The organism is Pseudomonas sp. G11, from assembly GCF_029457515.1.
GTDB classification, from domain to species: domain Bacteria; phylum Pseudomonadota; class Gammaproteobacteria; order Pseudomonadales; family Pseudomonadaceae; genus Aquipseudomonas; species Aquipseudomonas gorinensis.
Window position 1 is genome coordinate 734272 of sequence record NZ_CP120377.1, and the last position, 16428, is coordinate 750699.

Annotated in this window: 19 protein-coding genes; 6 read left to right on the plus strand and 13 right to left on the minus strand. The window is 61.4% G+C overall.

Annotated elements, in window-relative coordinates; genetic code table 11:
- The first annotated feature begins 73 nt into the window (after nucleotides 1-73).
- The 3 genes from P2T68_RS03300 to P2T68_RS03310 all read left to right on the plus strand — a co-directional run bounded on the left by P2T68_RS03300 (nucleotide 74) and on the right by P2T68_RS03310 (nucleotide 2834).
- A complete protein-coding gene (locus tag P2T68_RS03300; RefSeq protein ID WP_041160821.1) occupies nucleotides 74-871 on the plus strand; it encodes a transporter substrate-binding domain-containing protein in 798 nt (265 codons plus the stop codon).
- A 276-nt stretch (nucleotides 872-1147) separates the two neighbouring features.
- Nucleotides 1148-2107 carry an amino acid ABC transporter permease gene (locus P2T68_RS03305; RefSeq protein WP_024072925.1) on the plus strand — a complete coding sequence of 320 codons (960 nt, stop codon included), beginning with the start codon at nucleotides 1148-1150 and terminating at the stop codon, nucleotides 2105-2107.
- Nucleotides 2100-2834: an amino acid ABC transporter ATP-binding protein gene (locus P2T68_RS03310; RefSeq protein WP_024072926.1), complete on the plus strand. Its 735-nt coding sequence runs from the start codon at nucleotides 2100-2102 to the stop codon at nucleotides 2832-2834. The genes P2T68_RS03305 and P2T68_RS03310 overlap by 8 nt, the downstream gene beginning before the upstream one ends.
- Before the next feature lie 72 nt (nucleotides 2835-2906).
- Here P2T68_RS03310 and P2T68_RS03315 read toward each other — a convergent pair whose 3' ends face one another.
- The 11 genes from P2T68_RS03315 to ubiE form a co-directional block, all read right to left on the minus strand.
- Entirely contained in the window at nucleotides 2907-4814 is a 1908-nt protein-coding gene (locus tag P2T68_RS03315; RefSeq protein WP_168232204.1) for a methyl-accepting chemotaxis protein, read from the minus strand.
- Nucleotides 4815-4952: 138 nt separating this feature from the next.
- Nucleotides 4953-6869, minus strand: coding sequence for a methyl-accepting chemotaxis protein (locus P2T68_RS03320; protein ID WP_024072928.1), 1917 nt, complete (start codon nucleotides 6867-6869; stop codon nucleotides 4953-4955).
- A 102-nt stretch (nucleotides 6870-6971) separates the two neighbouring features.
- Nucleotides 6972-7679: a 16S rRNA (uracil(1498)-N(3))-methyltransferase gene (locus P2T68_RS03325; protein ID WP_024072929.1), complete on the minus strand. Its 708-nt coding sequence runs from the start codon at nucleotides 7677-7679 to the stop codon at nucleotides 6972-6974.
- The gene (tatC, locus tag P2T68_RS03330; protein ID WP_024072930.1) at nucleotides 7676-8467 is read right to left on the minus strand and encodes a twin-arginine translocase subunit TatC; all 792 of its coding nucleotides are present in this window, start codon (nucleotides 8465-8467) and stop codon (nucleotides 7676-7678) included. Before tatC ends, P2T68_RS03325 begins: the two co-directional genes overlap by 4 nt.
- Nucleotides 8464-8886, minus strand: a complete 423-nt coding sequence (gene tatB, locus P2T68_RS03335; RefSeq protein WP_024072931.1) for a Sec-independent protein translocase protein TatB — start codon at nucleotides 8884-8886, stop codon at nucleotides 8464-8466. The genes tatC and tatB overlap by 4 nt, the downstream gene beginning before the upstream one ends.
- Nucleotides 8887-8896: 10 nt before the next feature.
- On the minus strand, nucleotides 8897-9175 hold the full coding sequence (locus tag P2T68_RS03340) for a twin-arginine translocase TatA/TatE family subunit (RefSeq protein ID WP_024072932.1): 279 nt from the start codon (nucleotides 9173-9175) through the stop codon (nucleotides 8897-8899).
- Nucleotides 9176-9200: 25 nt separating this feature from the next.
- Nucleotides 9201-9533 carry a phosphoribosyl-ATP diphosphatase gene (locus P2T68_RS03345; protein WP_024072933.1) on the minus strand — a complete coding sequence of 111 codons (333 nt, stop codon included), beginning with the start codon at nucleotides 9531-9533 and terminating at the stop codon, nucleotides 9201-9203.
- 2 nt (nucleotides 9534-9535) lie between these two features.
- A complete protein-coding gene (gene hisI / locus P2T68_RS03350) occupies nucleotides 9536-9928 on the minus strand; it encodes a phosphoribosyl-AMP cyclohydrolase (RefSeq protein ID WP_024072934.1) in 393 nt (130 codons plus the stop codon).
- Nucleotides 9929-9970: 42 nt separating this feature from the next.
- Nucleotides 9971-11575: a ubiquinone biosynthesis regulatory protein kinase UbiB gene (gene ubiB / locus P2T68_RS03355; protein WP_024072935.1), complete on the minus strand. Its 1605-nt coding sequence runs from the start codon at nucleotides 11573-11575 to the stop codon at nucleotides 9971-9973.
- A complete protein-coding gene (locus P2T68_RS03360) occupies nucleotides 11572-12195 on the minus strand; it encodes an SCP2 sterol-binding domain-containing protein (protein WP_024072936.1) in 624 nt (207 codons plus the stop codon). The genes ubiB and P2T68_RS03360 overlap by 4 nt, the downstream gene beginning before the upstream one ends.
- A complete protein-coding gene (ubiE, locus tag P2T68_RS03365; RefSeq protein ID WP_003171186.1) occupies nucleotides 12195-12965 on the minus strand; it encodes a bifunctional demethylmenaquinone methyltransferase/2-methoxy-6-polyprenyl-1,4-benzoquinol methylase UbiE in 771 nt (256 codons plus the stop codon). The genes P2T68_RS03360 and ubiE overlap by 1 nt, the downstream gene beginning before the upstream one ends.
- A gap of 144 nt (nucleotides 12966-13109) precedes the next feature.
- Between ubiE and P2T68_RS03370 the strand changes: the two genes are divergently transcribed.
- The 3 genes from P2T68_RS03370 (at nucleotide 13110) to P2T68_RS03380 (ending at nucleotide 14885) form a co-directional block, all read left to right on the plus strand.
- The gene (locus P2T68_RS03370; RefSeq protein ID WP_277379059.1) at nucleotides 13110-13385 is read left to right on the plus strand and encodes a polyhydroxyalkanoic acid system family protein; all 276 of its coding nucleotides are present in this window, start codon (nucleotides 13110-13112) and stop codon (nucleotides 13383-13385) included.
- Between the two features lie 105 nt (nucleotides 13386-13490).
- A complete protein-coding gene (locus tag P2T68_RS03375) occupies nucleotides 13491-13913 on the plus strand; it encodes a phasin family protein (protein WP_024072939.1) in 423 nt (140 codons plus the stop codon).
- A gap of 12 nt (nucleotides 13914-13925) precedes the next feature.
- A complete protein-coding gene (locus tag P2T68_RS03380; RefSeq protein ID WP_168232205.1) occupies nucleotides 13926-14885 on the plus strand; it encodes a phasin family protein in 960 nt (319 codons plus the stop codon).
- Between the two features lie 80 nt (nucleotides 14886-14965).
- Here the strand turns inward: P2T68_RS03380 and P2T68_RS03385 are convergent, their stop codons facing one another.
- Together P2T68_RS03385 and P2T68_RS03390 are read right to left on the minus strand one after the other, a co-directional pair.
- Nucleotides 14966-15490 carry a fimbrial protein gene (locus P2T68_RS03385; RefSeq protein ID WP_024072941.1) on the minus strand — a complete coding sequence of 175 codons (525 nt, stop codon included), beginning with the start codon at nucleotides 15488-15490 and terminating at the stop codon, nucleotides 14966-14968.
- An 18-nt stretch (nucleotides 15491-15508) separates the two neighbouring features.
- A complete protein-coding gene (locus P2T68_RS03390; RefSeq protein WP_277379060.1) occupies nucleotides 15509-16417 on the minus strand; it encodes a fimbrial protein in 909 nt (302 codons plus the stop codon).
- Nucleotides 16418-16428: the final 11 nt, after the last annotated feature.

The following is a 16428-nucleotide window of genomic DNA, read 5'->3' on the forward strand; positions in this document are numbered from 1 at the left end:
TTAGGATCGCACCCCGAAATGGTGCAGCCCTTTTGCGCGCCGACCTCATAAGAATGGTTCAGGGGACTTGATGATGAAAAAGTATCTTTCGATGCTGCTGCTCGGCGTCACCGCGCTGGTCGCGGCCAATGCGGCCCAGGCCGGCGCGATCGATGATGCGGTCAAGCGCGGCACGTTGAAAGTCGGCATGGACCCGACCTACATGCCGTTCGAAATGACCGACAAGCGCGGTGAAATCATTGGTTTCGAAGTCGACATTCTCAAGGCCATGGCCAAGTCCATGGGCGTCAAGCTGGAGCTGGTGTCCACCGGCTACGACGGCATCATCCCGGCGTTCCTGACCGGCAAGTTCGACATGATCGGCAGCGGCATGACCCTGACCCAGGAACGCAACCTGCGCCTGAACTTCAGCGAACCCTTCATCGTGGTGGGCCAGACCCTGCTGATTCGCAAGGAGCTGGAAGGCACCATCAAGTCCTACAAAGACTTGAATGACGAGAAATACCGCCTGACCTCCAAGCTCGGCACCACCGGCGAGATGGTTGCCAAGAAGCTGATCTCCAAGGCCAAGTACCACGGCTATGACAACGAGCAGGAAGGTGTGCTGGACGTCGTCAATGGCAAGGCCGATGCCTTCGTGTATGACGCCCCGTACAACGTCGTTGCCGAGAAAAAAGTCGGCAACGGCAAGCTGGTGTTCCTGGAAGAACCCTTCACCTTCGAACCGCTGGCGTTCGGTCTGAAGAAGGGCGACTACGACAGCATCAACTTCATCAACAACTTCCTGCACCAGATCAAGAACGACGGCACCTACGATCGCATCCATGACAAGTGGTTCAAGAGCTCCGAATGGCTCAAGGACATGGAATAACGCTGTAGTGCTTTGGTGCGACGGCTTGATGTGGTGAGCGGGCTTACTGTGGCGAGCGGGCTTGCCCCGCGTTGGGCTGCGAAGCAGCCCCAAAAACCTCAGGCCACGGTCCAGCTGAAACAGCGCGGCGATCTTAGTGGGGCTGCTTCGCAGCCCAACGCGGGGCAAGCCCGCTCGCCACAACAAGCCCGCTCAGCACAGTAAGCCCGCTCGCCACAGAGCAAGCCCGCTTGCCACATCAGGTGCGCGTACCCCGATTCTTTTGGATGTTGAGTAATGAAACAGAAAAAAGCCCAATGGCCCTGGCACCTGCTGACCGTGGTCGTGCTGGTCGGCCTGGCGGGCGCCTTGTACTACGCCACCTCGCTGATGTCCTACGAATGGCGCTGGAACCGTGTACCGCAATACTTCGCCTACCAGGCCGAAGAGTCCCAGCGCGCCGCAGACATTTCCACCGTCGTTGAACTGGTGCGCAAAGGCGATGTGGCCGAAGTCACCCTGCGCAACGATGCCGGCGTCGAACAACGCGTGAGTGTGGCCGGCAACAGCCTGCAAGTGGCGCGCGGCGATGATGTGGCCGAAGGCGATGTCATCGGGGTTAACCGCCATTGGGCGTTGGGCCCCTTGATGTGGGGCTTGTGGACCACGTTGTGGCTGTCGGTGGTGTCCGGGATTCTCGGCCTTGCGATTGGCCTTGCCACCGGATTATGCCGGCTGTCCAATAATCCGACCCTGCGCGATCTGTCGACGATCTACGTCGAACTGGTGCGCGGTACGCCGCTATTGGTGCAGATCTTCATTTTCTATTTCTTTATCGGCACGGTGCTCAACCTGTCCCGGGAATTCGCCGGGATCGCCGCGCTGTCGCTGTTCACGGGCGCCTACGTGGCGGAAATCGTCCGCGCCGGCGTGCAGTCCATTACCCGTGGCCAGAACGAGGCGGCTCGCTCCCTGGGCCTGAGCGCCAGCCAGTCGATGCGCCATGTGGTGCTGCCGCAGGCCTTCAAGCGCGTGCTGCCGCCGTTGGCCGGGCAATTTATCAGCCTGGTGAAAGACACCTCGCTGGTCTCGGTGATCGCGATTACCGAGCTGCTCAAGAGCGGGCGCGAAGTGATCACCACCTCGTTCTCGCCGTTTGAAATCTTGTTCTGCGTCGCAGGCCTGTACCTGCTGATCAACCTGCCGCTGTCGAAAATGGCCAGCCGGCTTGAGCGGAGGCTCGCACAAAGTGATTGAAGTCCGCGATCTGGTAAAAGTCTTCGACACCCGAGGCCATGTGGTGCGCGCGGTGGACCATGTGACCACTCAGGTGGCCAAGGGCGAAGTGCTGGTGGTGATTGGCCCGTCAGGCTCGGGCAAGTCCACGTTCCTGCGGTGCCTCAATGGTCTGGAAGAGTTCGATTCGGGCTCGGTCAGCATCGATGGCCTGCAACTGGCCGACCCGAAAACCGACGTGAATGCCTATCGGCGTGAAGTCGGCATGGTGTTCCAGCACTTCAACCTGTTCCCGCACATGACGGTGCTGGAAAACCTCTGCCTGGCGCAAAAAGTCGTGCGCAAGCGCGGCAAGAAGGAGCGCGAAGCCAAGGCCCTGGCACTCCTGGAAAAGGTCGGCATCGCGCAAAAGGCCAATGAATTTCCGTCGCGCCTGTCCGGCGGCCAGCAGCAGCGGGTGGCGATCGCCCGTGCCCTGGCGATGGAACCCAAGGTGATGCTGTTCGATGAGCCCACCTCGGCCCTCGACCCGGAAATGGTCGGCGAAGTGCTGGACGTGATGAAGACCCTGGCCCTGGAAGGCATGACCATGGTTTGCGTCACCCATGAAATGGGCTTTGCCCGTGAAGTGGCAGACCGTGTGTTGTTCTTCGACCACGGCAAGTTGCTCGAAGATGCATCACCGGCGCAGTTCTTCGACGCGCCGAAAGACCCGCGTGCCCAGGCGTTCCTGCGCCAGGTGTTGTAGCGCTGATGGTTCTTGGGGGAAGGGCGCTGTGTGGTGGGCGAGCACGCTCACTCACCACGCGTGCCGTGAACCTCAGAGCTTGAACTTGCCGACCAACGCCTGCAAATCCAGGCTCAGCCGCGTCAACTGAACGCTCGCCGCCGCCGTTTCCTCACTGGCGGCGGCGGCTTGTTCGGTCACGTCCCGTACCTTCAATACGCTGCGATTGATCTCCTCGGCCACCGCGCTTTGCTCCTCGGCGGCGGCAGCTATCTGTGGGTTCATTTCCTGGATCACCGATACCGTGCGCGCGATGGCCGCCAGCGCGTCGCCCGCATCGCGGCTCAGGCCGACGCTGAAGTCGGTCAAATTGCGGCTGCTGTCCATGATGTCTGCCACCTGCCGGGTGCCGTTGTTCAGGCCAAGGATCAGCCCTTCGATTTCCTCTGCCGACGCCTGGGTGCGCTGGGCCAGGCTGCGTACTTCATCGGCCACCACGGCGAACCCTTCACCGGCATTGCCCGCACGTGCCGCTTCGATCGCCGCGTTCAACGCCAGCAGGTTGGTCTGTTGGGACACCGACTTGATCACATCCAGCACACTGCCGATCTTGCTGCTTTCCTGCTGCAGCGTCAGCATCGCTCGACTGGAGAGCGCCATTTCATCGGCCAGTTGGCCGATTTGTTCGATCACCTGCGCAACCACTTTGTCGCCTGCGTGGGCCTGGTGGTCTGCCTCGATGGCCGCGAGCGAGGCTTGTTCGGCATGCCGTGCGACCTCCTGGGCCGTGGCGAGCATTTCGTTCATGGCGGTGGCGACCTGGTCGGTTTCAACTTTCTGGTGGTTCACGCCGGTCCGGGACTGCTCGGTCACGGCGGACAGTTGCCCGGCCGCGCTGGCAATCTGTCGGGCGCTGTCACCAATGCCGCTGATCAGGTGGCGCAGGTTACGGGTCATCTGCCCGATGCTGTGCTGCAACTGGCCCAGTTCATCCCGGCGCTTCACCTCGGCGGTGTGGCGCAGGTCGCCCTCGGCGATGCAATTGGCGGTGATCAGTACCTGACGCAGGGGGGCGACAATTTGTCGAGCGATCCCCCAGGCGGCCAGCGAGCCTAGCAACAAGGCGCCGAGGGTCACGCTGATCAGCAGGCGGCGTGTATTGTCCGCCTCTTTGTCGCGTTTGAAGGTCTGGGCCTCTATCACCTGTTCGCTTTGTTCGAGCAATTGGTTGAGCAGGTGTTCAAGCCGGTCCTGGACCGTCTCCGTGGCCACTTGGGCCTCCTTGAGTTTGATCAACTGCGCGCGATAGGCGGCCACGTCTGTCTTGAGCAAGGCCGAGTCCACGGGCAGGCTGGTCACGGCCGCATGCGTGACGTCCAGGGTGTCGAGGGTCCGGCCCACCCCTTCGGCGTACGCATCCAGTGAATCGGCGGCCCAGGCAGGCGCCTGGGCGCGATCCTCGGCCCGTGCCATGGCCTGGCGCAGGTTCTCGATGGCGTCGAGGGCCTGCTGGTCATTCTGGTCGGGCAGGTCGCTGGCCACTTGGGTGAGGGTATCGCTGGCCTGGAGGCTGGACTGATGCAGGGAGGCGTGGGTGGCTTCTCGCCGTTCGATCAGGGGCGGTAGCTCTGCCAGGCCGGTCTTGAAGCCGATCACCAGGCGCTCCGCTTCCTGAATGCGCTGCAAGTCGGCCGGGGCGAGCAGATGGTTTGCCAGATAACTCAGGTGTTGGCCGATTTGCTCGATCCGCGTGTTCATGGCGTCGAGGCTGGCAGTGTCCGTGAGGGTTCGATACACGATACGGTCGGCGCGCACCGCTTCGGCGGCCGCAGTGAGTTGACCCAGGACCGTCAGGTTGGCTGAGCGGAAAAGCGCGGCATTCAAGGCTTGCCAGCCGGTTGCGGCGATGATGAGGCTGAGGATCAGCACTTGGCCGAACCCCAGGGCGAGCTTGAGGCGGACGCTGGCATTGGCCAGCAAGCGGATCAGCCGAGGAAACATGGTGAACCTCCGAATCGGAATAAACGCTTCGTTAGAAACGCTAAAACGATTCGAGGTGATGGCGGGCTGATAACTGCGTAGGAAATTTCACAAGTAGTCGTGCGGCGGCGACCTGGAGGGGGCGCCGCGCACGACCGCTCAGATGCGGAAGCGTCCGACCAGGGTTTGCAGGTAGTTACCCAGGCGCGCGAGTTCGGCACTGGACGCGGCCGTTTCTTCACTGGCGGCGGAGGTCTGCTCGGACACATCGCGCACGTTCAGTACGCTGCGGTTGATCTCCTCGGCCACCGCGCTTTGTTGCTCGGCCGCCGTGGCGATCTGTGAGTTCATCGTCTGGATGGTCGACACGGTGCGAGTGATGCTCGCCAGGGCGCTGCCGGCCCGGCGGGTCAGCTCGACACTGCTGTCGGTGAGCCCACGGCTGTTGTCCATGATGGTCGCCACTTGCTGGGTGCCGCTTTGCAGGCCGACGATCAGTTCTTCGATCTCTTCGGTGGACTTCTGGGTGCGTTGGGCCAGGCTGCGCACCTCATCGGCCACCACCGCAAAACCACGCCCGGCCTCGCCGGCGCGCGCCGCTTCAATGGCGGCGTTCAGGGCCAGCAGGTTGGTTTGCTGGGCCACCGACTTGATCACGTCGAGCACGCTGCCGATCTTGTCGCTTTCGCGCTTCAGATCGCCCATGGCCACCGTGGAATTACCGACCTCCGTGGCCAGGCGCTCGATCTGGGCGATGGCTTCACCGACTACCTTGTCGCCTTCGCGGGCCTGCTGATCGGCGGCTACGGCGGCTTCGGAGGCTTCTTCCGCGTTGCGGGCGACTTCCTGCACAGTGGCCGCCATTTCGTTCATGGCCGTGGCCACCTGGTCCGTCTCGACTTTCTGGCTGTTGACCCCGGCGCTGGTTTGCTCGGTGACGGCCGAGAGCTGCTCGGCAGCGCTGGCAATCTGGGTGACGCCTTCGCTGATGCCGCCGATCAATTCGCGCAAGCCGACGGTCATGCTTTGCATGGCGCGTTGCAGTTGGCCGAGTTCGTCCTGGCGCTCCGACGTCAGGTTTTGGCTCAGGTCGCCCGAGGCGACGCGCTCGGCCAACTTGAGGGTCTGGCTCAGCGGGATGATGATCTGACGGGTAATGGCCCAGGCGGCGACCAGGCCGAAGATCAACGCCAGCACGGTGGCCAGCAGCAACAGGTACTTGGCTTGTGCAGCGTCGGTGTCACGCACCACGGTCTGGGAGGCCGTGAGTTTTTCGCTATGGCTGAGCAGGATATCGCCCTGGGCACCCATGGCCTTGAGTGCTGCCGCGCTGGCCACCTGGGAGTCACGGTACTGGCTGACGGCCGCGCGATAGGCTTGCAGCGAAACGCTGGCCTGTTGCAGGTTGGCCTGGTAGTTGGCCGGCAGTTGGCCTTCCAGCTCGGTGATTTTTTTCAGGGCGTTGTCGATGGCATCAAGGGCCGGTTGCTCGGCTTCGACCTTGGCGCTGTAGGTGTAGCCGCGCACTTGGAAGCGCGCTTGCTGGATCAGCTTGCTCAGGCTGACCACGTTGTTGAACTGGGTGACGCTGTCGCCTTGCAGCAGGGATTTTTCGACTTCGCCTATCTTGAGCACGGCATTGTCGGCGGTATCGCCCAACTTGCTGCGCGCGTTTTCGCGATTGGCACCGGCTTGTGCCATGTCGTTGAAGGCCCGCTTGTACTGCTCCACGGCCGCCAGTTGCTCGTCGATCAGGGCGACGTCGGCCGGTTGTTCGATCAGGGTGCGGGCGGTCTTCAGGCCGCTGTCGAGCTGGTTCAGCAACTCGCTGACAGCGCTGGTGCCTTGCTCGCCACGGCGCATTTCGTAGTCCAGGCGGGCCAGACGCAGGTCTTTGGTCAAGGCATTGAGGCTGGAGATATACCCCAGTTTGTCGCCACGACTGATCACATCACCCAGGCCGGTCCAGCCAGTGAAGGTGATCACCAGCGTCAGCAGCAGTACCAGACCAAAGCCGACGCCCAGTTTGGTTTTGACGCTGACATTTCCCAGCTTTTCGGCTAACCAACGATACATGCTGCGAACTCCCCTGGAGCAAAGCTTAGATTTATTCAGGGGGTATCGGCCTGCAAACGGGATTCTGTAGCGCCGTGGTGCGACTGTGGGAGGGTCGTGTGGTTAGAAGAGGCGGGCGAGCAGGGCAGTGACGGCGGTTTCCACGCGCAGGATGCGAGCGCCCAACTGCACCGGCTGCAGGCCGGCCTTGGCCAGCAGATCCACCTCGTAGGGAATCCAGCCGCCCTCCGGGCCGATGGCCAGGGTGACCGGCTCGTCCAGGGCACGCGGGCAAGGCGGATAGTCGCCGGGGTGGCCGATCAGGCCGAGGGTGCCTTGCGTCATGGCTGGCAGGCGGTCTTCGACGAATGGCTTGAAACGTTTTTCGATGATGATTTCCGGCAGCACCGTGTCCCGAGCCTGCTCGAGACCGAGGATCAGTTGCTCGCGAAGCGCCGCAGGCTCCAGGAACGGGGTTTGCCAGAAGCTCTTCTCAACCCGGTAGCTATTGAGCAGTACCACTTTCGGCACACCCATGGCCGCCACGGTTTGCAGCACCCGACGCAGCATCTTCGGGCGCGGCAGGGCGAGCAACAGGGTCAGGGGCAGTTTGGCCGGGGGCGGCAGCTCGAAGCTGACTTGCAGCTCGGCCTCACGGGCGTCCAGGCGCAGCAGTTGCGCATTGCCCATCAGGCCGCCGATGCGCCCCACGCGCAGGTTGTCGCCCACCGCCACACGGTGGACGTCCTGCATATGCACCAGGCGCCGATCACGCAGCACCACCCGGTCGGCCGCGATAAAGTCGGCCTCCTCCAGCAGCAGCAGGTTCACGGCTGGGTCGCTGGCGGCTGGTCATCGTCGGCGGGTTGGTCATCCGGGTGCTCGCCCCGCTTGCTGATCAGGCCGCTGAACAGGATGCCAATCTCGAACAGCATCCACATCGGCACCGCCAGCAGGGTCTGGGAGAAGATGTCCGGCGGCGTCAGGATCATGCCGACCACGAAGCAGCCGATGATCACGTACGGGCGGACCTTCTTCAGGTACTTCACGTCGACTACGCCGATCCATACCAGCAGCACCACGGCCACGGGGATTTCGAAGGCCACGCCGAAGGCGAAGAACAACGTCATCACGAAGTCGAGGTAGCTGGTGATGTCGGTCATCATCTCCACGCCAGCGGGGGTGGCCGCGGCGAAGAACTTGAAGATCAGCGGGAACACCAGGAAGTAGGCGAATGCCATGCCGGTATAGAACAGCAGGATGCTCGACACCAGCAACGGCACGGCGATGCGCTTCTCATGCTTGTACAGCCCTGGTGCGATAAAGCCCCAGATCTGATGCAGGATCACCGGGATCGCCAGGAACAGCGAGACCATCATCGTCAGCTTCAACGGCGTCAGGAACGGCGACGACACATCGGTGGCGATCATCGTCGCGCCGGCCGGCAGGTACTGGCGCAAGGGCGTGGAGACGAAGGTGTAGATCTGCTGGGTGAAGGCGAACAGCCCGGCGAAGATCACGAAGATTGCCGCTACGCAACGCAGCAGGCGGGTACGCAGCTCGGTGAGGTGCGAGACCAGCGGCATATGCTGGTCGTTTTCCGGTTTATCAGCGCTCATGGGGCTCGCGGCGGCAATGTAGGGTCATGGGGAGCGGGCGACGCCACGGGCGCCGGCGCTGGCTCTGTCGGGGTAGCGGTCGGGCCTGGCGCGACCGGTGTGGCTTCGGTCGCTGCGGGTGTGGGCGCGATGCTGTGCTCGGCCACAGGCTCCACCGGTTTGGCCGGCTCCTGCACCGGCGACAGAATTTTGCGCGCCTCTTGCTCCAACGACAGGATGTGTTCGTTGTGCAGTTGGCGGCGGATTTCATCGGCGCCGATTTCCCGTTCAACTTCCTGTTTGATGGCGTTGAAACTGCGTTTCAGGCGCCCGATCCACAGGCCGGCCGTGCGTGCGGCACCGGGCAGGCGTTCCGGCCCCAGCACCAGCAAGGCCACGAGGCCGACGAGGAGCAGTTCAGAGAAGCTGATACCAAACATTAGTCAGTGCTCACGAGTCTTTGCGGGTCGGCTCTTCGACTTTTTCAGCCTGCACGTCGAAGGTACGACGCTCGGTAATCGGCTGGGCGGCCTGCGGGTGGACAGGCTGGGCCGGCGGCACCGGGTTGACGACGGGCTCGGCCGGTTTTTCGTCGTCGTTCATGGCCTTGCGAAAGCCCTTGATCGACTCGCCGACGTCAGTGCCGAGGTTTTTCAGTTTCTTGGTGCCGAACACCAGTACCACCACCACCAGAATGACGATCCAGTGTTTCCAGTCAAAAATGCCCATGCTGCAATTCCTCGTTGAAAGTTATTCAGGCGGACGGGCGCGAGGCCTTTTCGGCATGCCCGGACAGGCCGAAGCGACGGTCCAGTTCATCCAGCACTGCCTGTGGGTGCTGCCCCAGTTGGGCGAGCATGACCAGGCTGTGGAACCACAGGTCGGCGGTTTCGTAGATCACATCGCTGCAGTCGCCGCTGATCTCGGCATCCTTGGCAGCGATGATCGTCTCGACGGATTCTTCGCCGAGTTTTTCCAGGATCTTGTTCAGGCCCTTGTGATACAGGCTCGCCACATACGAGCTGTCGGCGTCCGCGCCTTTGCGGTCTTCCAGCACCTGGGCCACACGGTTCAGGGTATCGCTCATGTTCAGTGTCCTGCCGAATAAATGGCGTGCGGGTCTTTGAGTACCGGTTCCACCACCTTCCATTCGCCGTTCTCGAACACGCGATAGAAGCAGCTGTGGCGGCCGGTGTGGCAGGCAATGCCGCCGATCTGCTCGACCATCAGGATCACCACGTCGGCGTCGCAGTCGAGGCGTATCTCGTGCAGGGTCTGCACGTGCCCGGACTCTTCGCCCTTACGCCACAGTTTGCCACGCGAACGTGACCAGTAAATGGCGCGCTGCTCGGCGGCAGTGAGGCTCAGGGCCTCGCGGTTCATCCAGGCCATCATCAGCACGCGCCCGGTCTTGTAGTCCTGGGCAATGGCCGGCACCAGGCCGTCACTGTCCCACTTGATCTCGTCCAGCCAGTCTTTCATCGTTCGGCTCCGGCAATTTGCGACAGTGTATAACCGGATCGGCTATCGACGCACGATCAGATAAACACCCACGGCGACCATGATCCCGGCCGGCCAGTGGCCCAACTCGTTCAATGGCCCGCCGATGGCCAGCATCACCCCGCCCACCAGGTGCGCGGCCCCCAGCAAGCGCAGGAACCAGTCATCCTTGCGCTGTTGCCACGGTGGCGACGGGTCCTTGGCGTGGGGCTGGGACATGCGCTCCAGCAGGTCGCGGGTCATATTGGCCAAGTGCGGCAGCTGTTCGACCTGGCTTTGCAGGTTGCCCAGCAGGGTTTTCGGGCTGACGCGCTCGCGCATCCAGCGTTCGAGGAACGGTTGTGCGGTGTTCCACAAGTCGAGGTCCGGGTACAGCTGACGGCCCAGGCCCTCGATGTTCAGCAGGGTTTTCTGCAAAAGAACAAGCTGCGGCTGCACTTCCATATTGAAGCGTCGCGCGGTCTGGAACAGGCGCATCAGCACCTGGCCGAAGGAAATATCTTTTAACGGTTTTTCGAAGATCGGCTCGCAAACGGTACGGATTGCCGCTTCGAATTCATTGAGCTTGGTTTCTGCCGGTACCCAGCCCGAGTCGATGTGCAACTGCGCCACGCGGCGGTAGTCGCGCTTGAAGAAGGCGAACAGGTTGCGCGCCAGGTAATCCTGGTCTTCCGGGGTCAGGCTGCCGACGATGCCGCAGTCGATCGCGATGTACTGCGGGCTCCACGGGTTGACGGTGCTGACGAAGATGTTGCCTGGGTGCATGTCGGCATGGAAGAAGCTGTCGCGGAACACCTGGGTGAAGAAAATTTCCACGCCACGCTCGGCCAGCATTTTCATGTCGGTGCGCTGGTCGGCCAGGGTGGCGAGGTCGGTGACCTGCACGCCGTAGATACGCTCCATTACCAGCACTTTCGGGCGGCACCAGTCCCAGTAGACTTGCGGCACATACAGCAGCGGCGAACCTTCGAAATTGCGCTTGAGCTGGCTGGCGTTGGCCGCTTCGCGCAGCAGGTCGAGCTCGTCGTAGATGGTTTTTTCGTAGTCGGCGACCACGTCCACCGGGTGCAGCAGGCGCGCATCGGCAGAAAAGCGTTCAGCGGCGCGGGCGAGGATAAACAGCCATGCCAGGTCCTGGCCGATGATCGGCTTGAGGCCCGGACGGATCACCTTCACCACCACTTCTTCGCCGGTCTTGAGTTGCGCGGCATGCACTTGTGCCACCGAGGCCGAGGCCAGGGGCTCGACGTCGAAGCGGCTGAACACGTCGCTGATTTTCTTGCCCAGTTGCTCTTCGATCAGCTTCATCGACTGCTGCGAATCGAACGGCGGCACGCGGTCTTGCAGCAGCATCAGTTCGTCGGCGATGTCTTCGGGCAGCAGGTCGCGGCGGGTCGAGAGAATCTGCCCGAACTTGATAAAGATCGGCCCCAGGTCCTGCAGGGCCAGGCGCAGGCGCGCGCCACGGCTCAGTTCCAGCGGCTTGCGCGGGAACCAGCGCCACGGCAGCACATAGCGCACCGCCAGCAGGAACCAGGGGAGAGGCAGGGCGAACAGCAGGTCATCGAGGCGGTAGCGGATTACGACGCGCTGGATACGAAACAAACGGCGGACGGCGAGCAGCTTCATGCGTTATCGCTTGGATCAAGGGAACGGCTCAGGCGCTCGAAGCGTGCCTCAAGGCGTTCCAGGTCGATTTTGGCCTTGTCGAGTTCGCGAAAGCGCGCTTGCGCTTCCCGTTGTCCGACCAGGGTGCGCGATTCTTCGCTCAGGTATTCGGCGAGGTTCTGGTTGAGGCTGGCGAACCCCTGCTGGTACCAGCGTGCGCGGCTGCGCAGGTGCCCGCTGATCAGTTGGGTGGCGACTGGGCCGATCCATTGTGACAGCTCGTATTCCCAGTCCAGCTCCAGGTCCTGCAGCACGGCGGCCAGGTCCATCAGCACCGCGCTATCGCCTTCCAGCTCCACTTCCGGGCCATGCAGGATGGCGGTCTTGTTACGGCTCAGCGCCAGATGCAACAGGCTGGAGGCCGGCGCGCGCAGGGTGCAGTCGGCCTCGGCAGCCCAGTGGCTGGCAAGCAGCAGGCCTTCATCGCTGGGCAGGATAAACAGCTGCAAGGCAGGGCTGCGGCAGTCGACGGCAATGATCTTGCCGTTCAGGTGCGCGAGCCGTGCCAGGGCGGTGCTGTCCAGGTGCAGTACACGGTTGAGGCCGTGTTCGACGCTGGCGAGAAGACCTTTGAGCAGCATCAGGGCTTGATGCCGCGGTGCAGGGCGACGATGCCCGACGTCATATTGTGGTACGTCACGCGGTCGAAACCGGCCTCCACCATCATCGACTTCAGGGTTTCCTGGTCGGGGTGCATGCGGATCGACTCGGCCAGGTAGCGATAGCTTTCGGCGTCATTGGTGATCAGCTTGCCCATCAACGGCATGAAGGCGAACGAGTAGGTGTCGTAGACCTTGGACATCAGCGCGTTGGTCGGCTTGGAGAACTCCAGCACCAGCAGGCGGCCACCCGGCTTGAGCACGCGCAGCATCGAGCGGATCGCGTCTTCCTTGTGGGTCACGTTGCGCAGGCCGAAGGCGATGGTCACACAGTCGAAATGGTTGTCGGGGAACGGCAGCTTTTCAGCGTCGGCCTGGACGAATTCGATATTGCCGGCCACGCCTTTGTCGAGCAGGCGATCGCGGCCGACCTTGAGCATCGAGCCATTGATATCTGCCAGCACCACCTGGCCGGTCGGGCCGACGAGCTTGGAGAACTTGGCCGCCAGGTCGCCCGTGCCGCCGGCGATGTCCAGCACGCGGTTGCCGGTGCGCACGCCCGACAGCTCGATGGTGAAGCGTTTCCACAGGCGGTGCATGCCACCCGAGAGCACATCGTTCATCAGGTCGTACTTGGCGGCTACGGAGTGGAACACCTCAGCGACTTTTTCCGCTTTCTGGCTTTCCGGGACGTTCTTGAAACCGAAGTGAGTGGTGGGTTCGGCATCGCTGCCTTTGCGCTGATCAGTCATATCGCTGTCACCAAAAGAGAATGCGGGACATGATAATCCCCAAGGCCTGCTTTGTCTTGGCAAGGCTGAAGGTAAGATAGAGGGCCACCGAGACCTTTTGCCGCATGGCGGGTGTTCCAGTCGTTATAAAGAGGAGTCATTGCAATGGCCCGTATTACCGTTGAGCGCGCACATTCCCTGGGTAAAGAAGGCGCACGCGCCAAGGCCGAAAAGTTGGCGAGCAAACTCCAGGAGCAATATGGCCTGGAGCCGTCGTGGTCTGGCGACACCTTGAACCTCAAGCGTTCGGGGGTTAAAGGCACGGTGTGGGTGGCGGATGATTCGCTGCGTATTGATGTGGAACTGGGCCTGTTGATGTCGGCCATGAGTAGCACCATCAAGTCCGAAATCGAGAAAGCCCTGGATAAAGCCCTGGCCTGATCCGATTGCTCTTAGGGTGCCGATTCTAATTTTTCAACCTACTTTGTGCCCAAGCCCTCAACTCCTGTGGGCCGTTCCTCCACCCTATTCTGCGTGAGGTGCACCATGGCCAAAGTTATCCTGAAGAAAAAAATCGACGCTCAGACCACTGCCCTGAGTGACGTTAAAAGCTACGCCCGCAAGATCTGGCTGGCAGGTCTTGGGGCCTACGCCAAGGTCGGAAGCGAGGGCGGCGAGTACTTCAAAGAGCTGGTTAAAACTGGCCAACATGTTGAAAGTAAAGGCAAAAAAGTTGTAGTTGAACAACTTGATGCTGCCAATAGTCAGATTGACCAAGTAAAGAGTAATGTCTCCAGCGTCAAAGGCCTGGTTGAAGTTCAGCTGGATAAAGTTGAAAAAGCTTTTGATACTCGTGTTGCAAGTGCCTTGAATCGAATCGGCATTGCGACTAAACATGACGTGGAGACACTCTCTGCTAAGCTCGAAGAGCTGACGGCATTGCTCGAACGTGTCGCGCGTAAACACTAAGGAGACATCGGGATGGCTGTTAAAAAGACTACTCAGAAAGAAGGCAGCTCGTGGGTCGGGAAAGTTGAAGAATATTCCCGCAAAATCTGGCTCGCTGGTTTAGGCGTTTACTCGAAGATCGACAGTGACGGCAGCAAACTCTTCGAGACGCTGGTTAAAGACGGCGAGAAAGCCGAGAAGTTGACCAAGAGCACGGTGGGTAAAAAAGTTGAAGCGGCGAAGGCAACTGCCGGCTCCGCCAAGTCGAGCATTTCTGACACTTGGGGCAAGTTGGAAGAGACGTTCGATAAACGCCTCCACAGTGCTATTTCGCGGCTTGGGGTGCCAAGCAAAGCGGAATTGAAGGCGCTGCATAGCAAGGTCGATACCCTGACCAAGCAGATCGAAAAGCTCACCGGCGCCAAAGTGACTCCGGTGAAAACCGCAGCCGCCAAACCGGCAGCCAAGCCTGCCGCTAAAATCGCTGCTGCCAAGCCCGCCGCGAAAGCCGCTGCCAAGCCTCTGGTAAAAGCTGCCGCCAAGCCGGCTGCCAAGGCTCCAGCCAAAGCTGCCGCCAAGCCAGCAGCCAAGCCAGCGGCAAAAACCGCAGCGGCCAAACCGGCCGCCAAGCCTGCCGCTAAACCAGTGGCCGCAAAAGTGGCTGCCAAGCCAGCAGCTAAACCTGCAGCTAAACCAGCAGCCAAGGCAACTGCTAAACCCGCCGCCAAGCCAGCAGCTAAAACCGCAGCCGCCAAACCCGTTGCCAAGGCAGCCACTGCAAAACCTGCAGCCAAGCCAGCGGCCAAACCGGCCGTCGTGAAGAAGCCAGCTGCGGCTAAAAAACCAGCGGCGCCCAAGCCAGCTGTAGCGGCCAAACCTGCCAGTGCACCTGCATCCACTGCTTCCACGGCCAACTCGGTGTCCGCACCGACGCCCGCAGCTGTGGCTCCGACTGCAGCGCCGGTTACCCCGACGCCATCCAGTCAGTCCTGATTTCTTCCGGGACATAAAAATGCCTGACCCGCAAAGGTCAGGCATTTTTTTTGCCCAGGGCGCAGCCGCTTAAGTCGCCATCAGTTGTACGTGATCGATACGGTCACCGCGCTGGCCAGGGTTCCCTGGGTGATCGCACCGATTTTATAGTAGGCCGCGTTGAGCGGTATGACGGCTTTTTTGTTGCTTGTCGCAATCGTCCGGCTGCGCTGAGCGGCGGTGCCGTTGGCAGGGATGGCATCAACAGAGGTCGCACGATGTGCCAGCCAAAGAGCCGTGCCGGCCGACGTTCCGGTATTGGCAAACAGTGCAGCGTTCCCGGTGGATGGGGTGCCGGCGAACAGGAAAACCACGTTGCGGATGTCCGATTCGCAGTCGGCGGATATTTCGAAGTCGTGCGAGCCTGCCGAAGCACTCTTGTCGAAGTCTGAAATCTTGACGGTTGGCAGCGTAATGGTGCGGTTCACATCGCCGGCCGCCAGGTTACAGGTGCCGGCGTTGACCTGGCCGGTAAAACGCAAGGTGCCTGTCGTTGCGGCCTGGGCCGTGATGTGGACAAGGCTCGCCGTAATAACCAGCAGCAGGGGCAGGGGTGGGATCTTCATCGGGTCGTTCTCAGGGTTTCAGTTGTAGGTAATGTTGACGGTGGCGGTACTCACCAGCGTGCCTTGGCTCACCGTACCGTTTTTGTGATAAGCGGCACCGAGCGGCAAAACTGCACGGTTGCCGGAAACCGCCAGCGTGCGCTCGCCATTGATGCGTGAGTACAGCCACAATGCGACGCCCTTGGCCGTGCCTGTATTGGCGAAGAGCGCGTTGTTCCCCGATGCGGGCGTGCCGCTGAAGCGGAAGGTGACGTTGGCGGCATTGCTGCAGTTGGCGATCAGTTCAAAGTTGTGTGCGCCCGCATGGACGGCCTTGTCCAAATCGCTGACCTTGATGGCGGGAAGTGTAATCGTGCGGTTTATGTCGCCGGCTGCCAGGTCGCAGGTGGCCGCGGGCCTGATAAAGCGAACCGAGTTGCCCAGCATCAGGGTGAATTTGTCTGGAACGCTGCCCCATCTGTCCGACCAGAGGAACCCGCCAGGCACTGTTCCGTCCGTGACAGGACCGGTTTTGTAGAACAAGGCCTCTGCGGCGATGAAGCTGGGAACCCGCCCAGGGGGTATCGCGCCTGTTTGGCTATGTAACCCAAAGGTTGCGGGGCCTCCATCGGCCCATTTCAATCTGACGTGCAGCCCAACCCCCGGCGCCTCGGTTTGATAAGCGCCTGTTGCCGGGTCTGTTTGGCGTGGGTATCGGCCGATGATTGTTCTCAGGGTAGGCCCGCAATTGGCAAAAAAAGCTTCTGACGTACCGCTGAATGTCTGGCGGGTGATGACACTCCCGACAGGCAGGTTGTCCGGTACGGTGATAGTCGTCGGCATGTTCAGCGTCAGCGTTGCATCGGGATACCGGGTGCACGCCGCTTGCGCGGCGATTGGCAGCGCAAGGGTCGCGAGGGTCGAAACGAGTTTGGTGGAATGTTTCATCTTCAGTCCGC

Excerpts from the sequence above, each read along its gene's own strand:
- P2T68_RS03300 (WP_041160821.1), top strand. The coding sequence starts at position 74 with ATGAAAAAGTATCTTTCGATGCTGCTGCTCGGCGTCACCGCGCTGGTC.
- P2T68_RS03305 (WP_024072925.1), top strand. The coding sequence starts at position 1,148 with ATGAAACAGAAAAAAGCCCAATGGCCCTGGCACCTGCTGACCGTGGTC.
- P2T68_RS03315 (WP_168232204.1), bottom strand. The coding sequence starts at position 4,814 with ATGTTTCCTCGGCTGATCCGCTTGCTGGCCAATGCCAGCGTCCGCCTC.
- P2T68_RS03320 (WP_024072928.1), bottom strand. The coding sequence starts at position 6,869 with ATGTATCGTTGGTTAGCCGAAAAGCTGGGAAATGTCAGCGTCAAAACC.
- tatC (WP_024072930.1), bottom strand. The coding sequence starts at position 8,467 with ATGAGCGCTGATAAACCGGAAAACGACCAGCATATGCCGCTGGTCTCG.
- tatB (WP_024072931.1), bottom strand. The coding sequence starts at position 8,886 with ATGTTTGGTATCAGCTTCTCTGAACTGCTCCTCGTCGGCCTCGTGGCC.
- P2T68_RS03340 (WP_024072932.1), bottom strand. The coding sequence starts at position 9,175 with ATGGGCATTTTTGACTGGAAACACTGGATCGTCATTCTGGTGGTGGTG.
- P2T68_RS03345 (WP_024072933.1), bottom strand. The coding sequence starts at position 9,533 with ATGAGCGATACCCTGAACCGTGTGGCCCAGGTGCTGGAAGACCGCAAA.
- hisI (WP_024072934.1), bottom strand. The coding sequence starts at position 9,928 with ATGAAAGACTGGCTGGACGAGATCAAGTGGGACAGTGACGGCCTGGTG.
- ubiB (WP_024072935.1), bottom strand. The coding sequence starts at position 11,575 with ATGAAGCTGCTCGCCGTCCGCCGTTTGTTTCGTATCCAGCGCGTCGTA.
- P2T68_RS03360 (WP_024072936.1), bottom strand. The coding sequence starts at position 12,195 with ATGCTGCTCAAAGGTCTTCTCGCCAGCGTCGAACACGGCCTCAACCGT.
- ubiE (WP_003171186.1), bottom strand. The coding sequence starts at position 12,965 with ATGACTGATCAGCGCAAAGGCAGCGATGCCGAACCCACCACTCACTTC.
- P2T68_RS03370 (WP_277379059.1), top strand. The coding sequence starts at position 13,110 with ATGGCCCGTATTACCGTTGAGCGCGCACATTCCCTGGGTAAAGAAGGC.
- P2T68_RS03375 (WP_024072939.1), top strand. The coding sequence starts at position 13,491 with ATGGCCAAAGTTATCCTGAAGAAAAAAATCGACGCTCAGACCACTGCC.
- P2T68_RS03380 (WP_168232205.1), top strand. The coding sequence starts at position 13,926 with ATGGCTGTTAAAAAGACTACTCAGAAAGAAGGCAGCTCGTGGGTCGGG.
- P2T68_RS03385 (WP_024072941.1), bottom strand. The coding sequence starts at position 15,490 with ATGAAGATCCCACCCCTGCCCCTGCTGCTGGTTATTACGGCGAGCCTT.
- P2T68_RS03390 (WP_277379060.1), bottom strand. The coding sequence starts at position 16,417 with ATGAAACATTCCACCAAACTCGTTTCGACCCTCGCGACCCTTGCGCTG.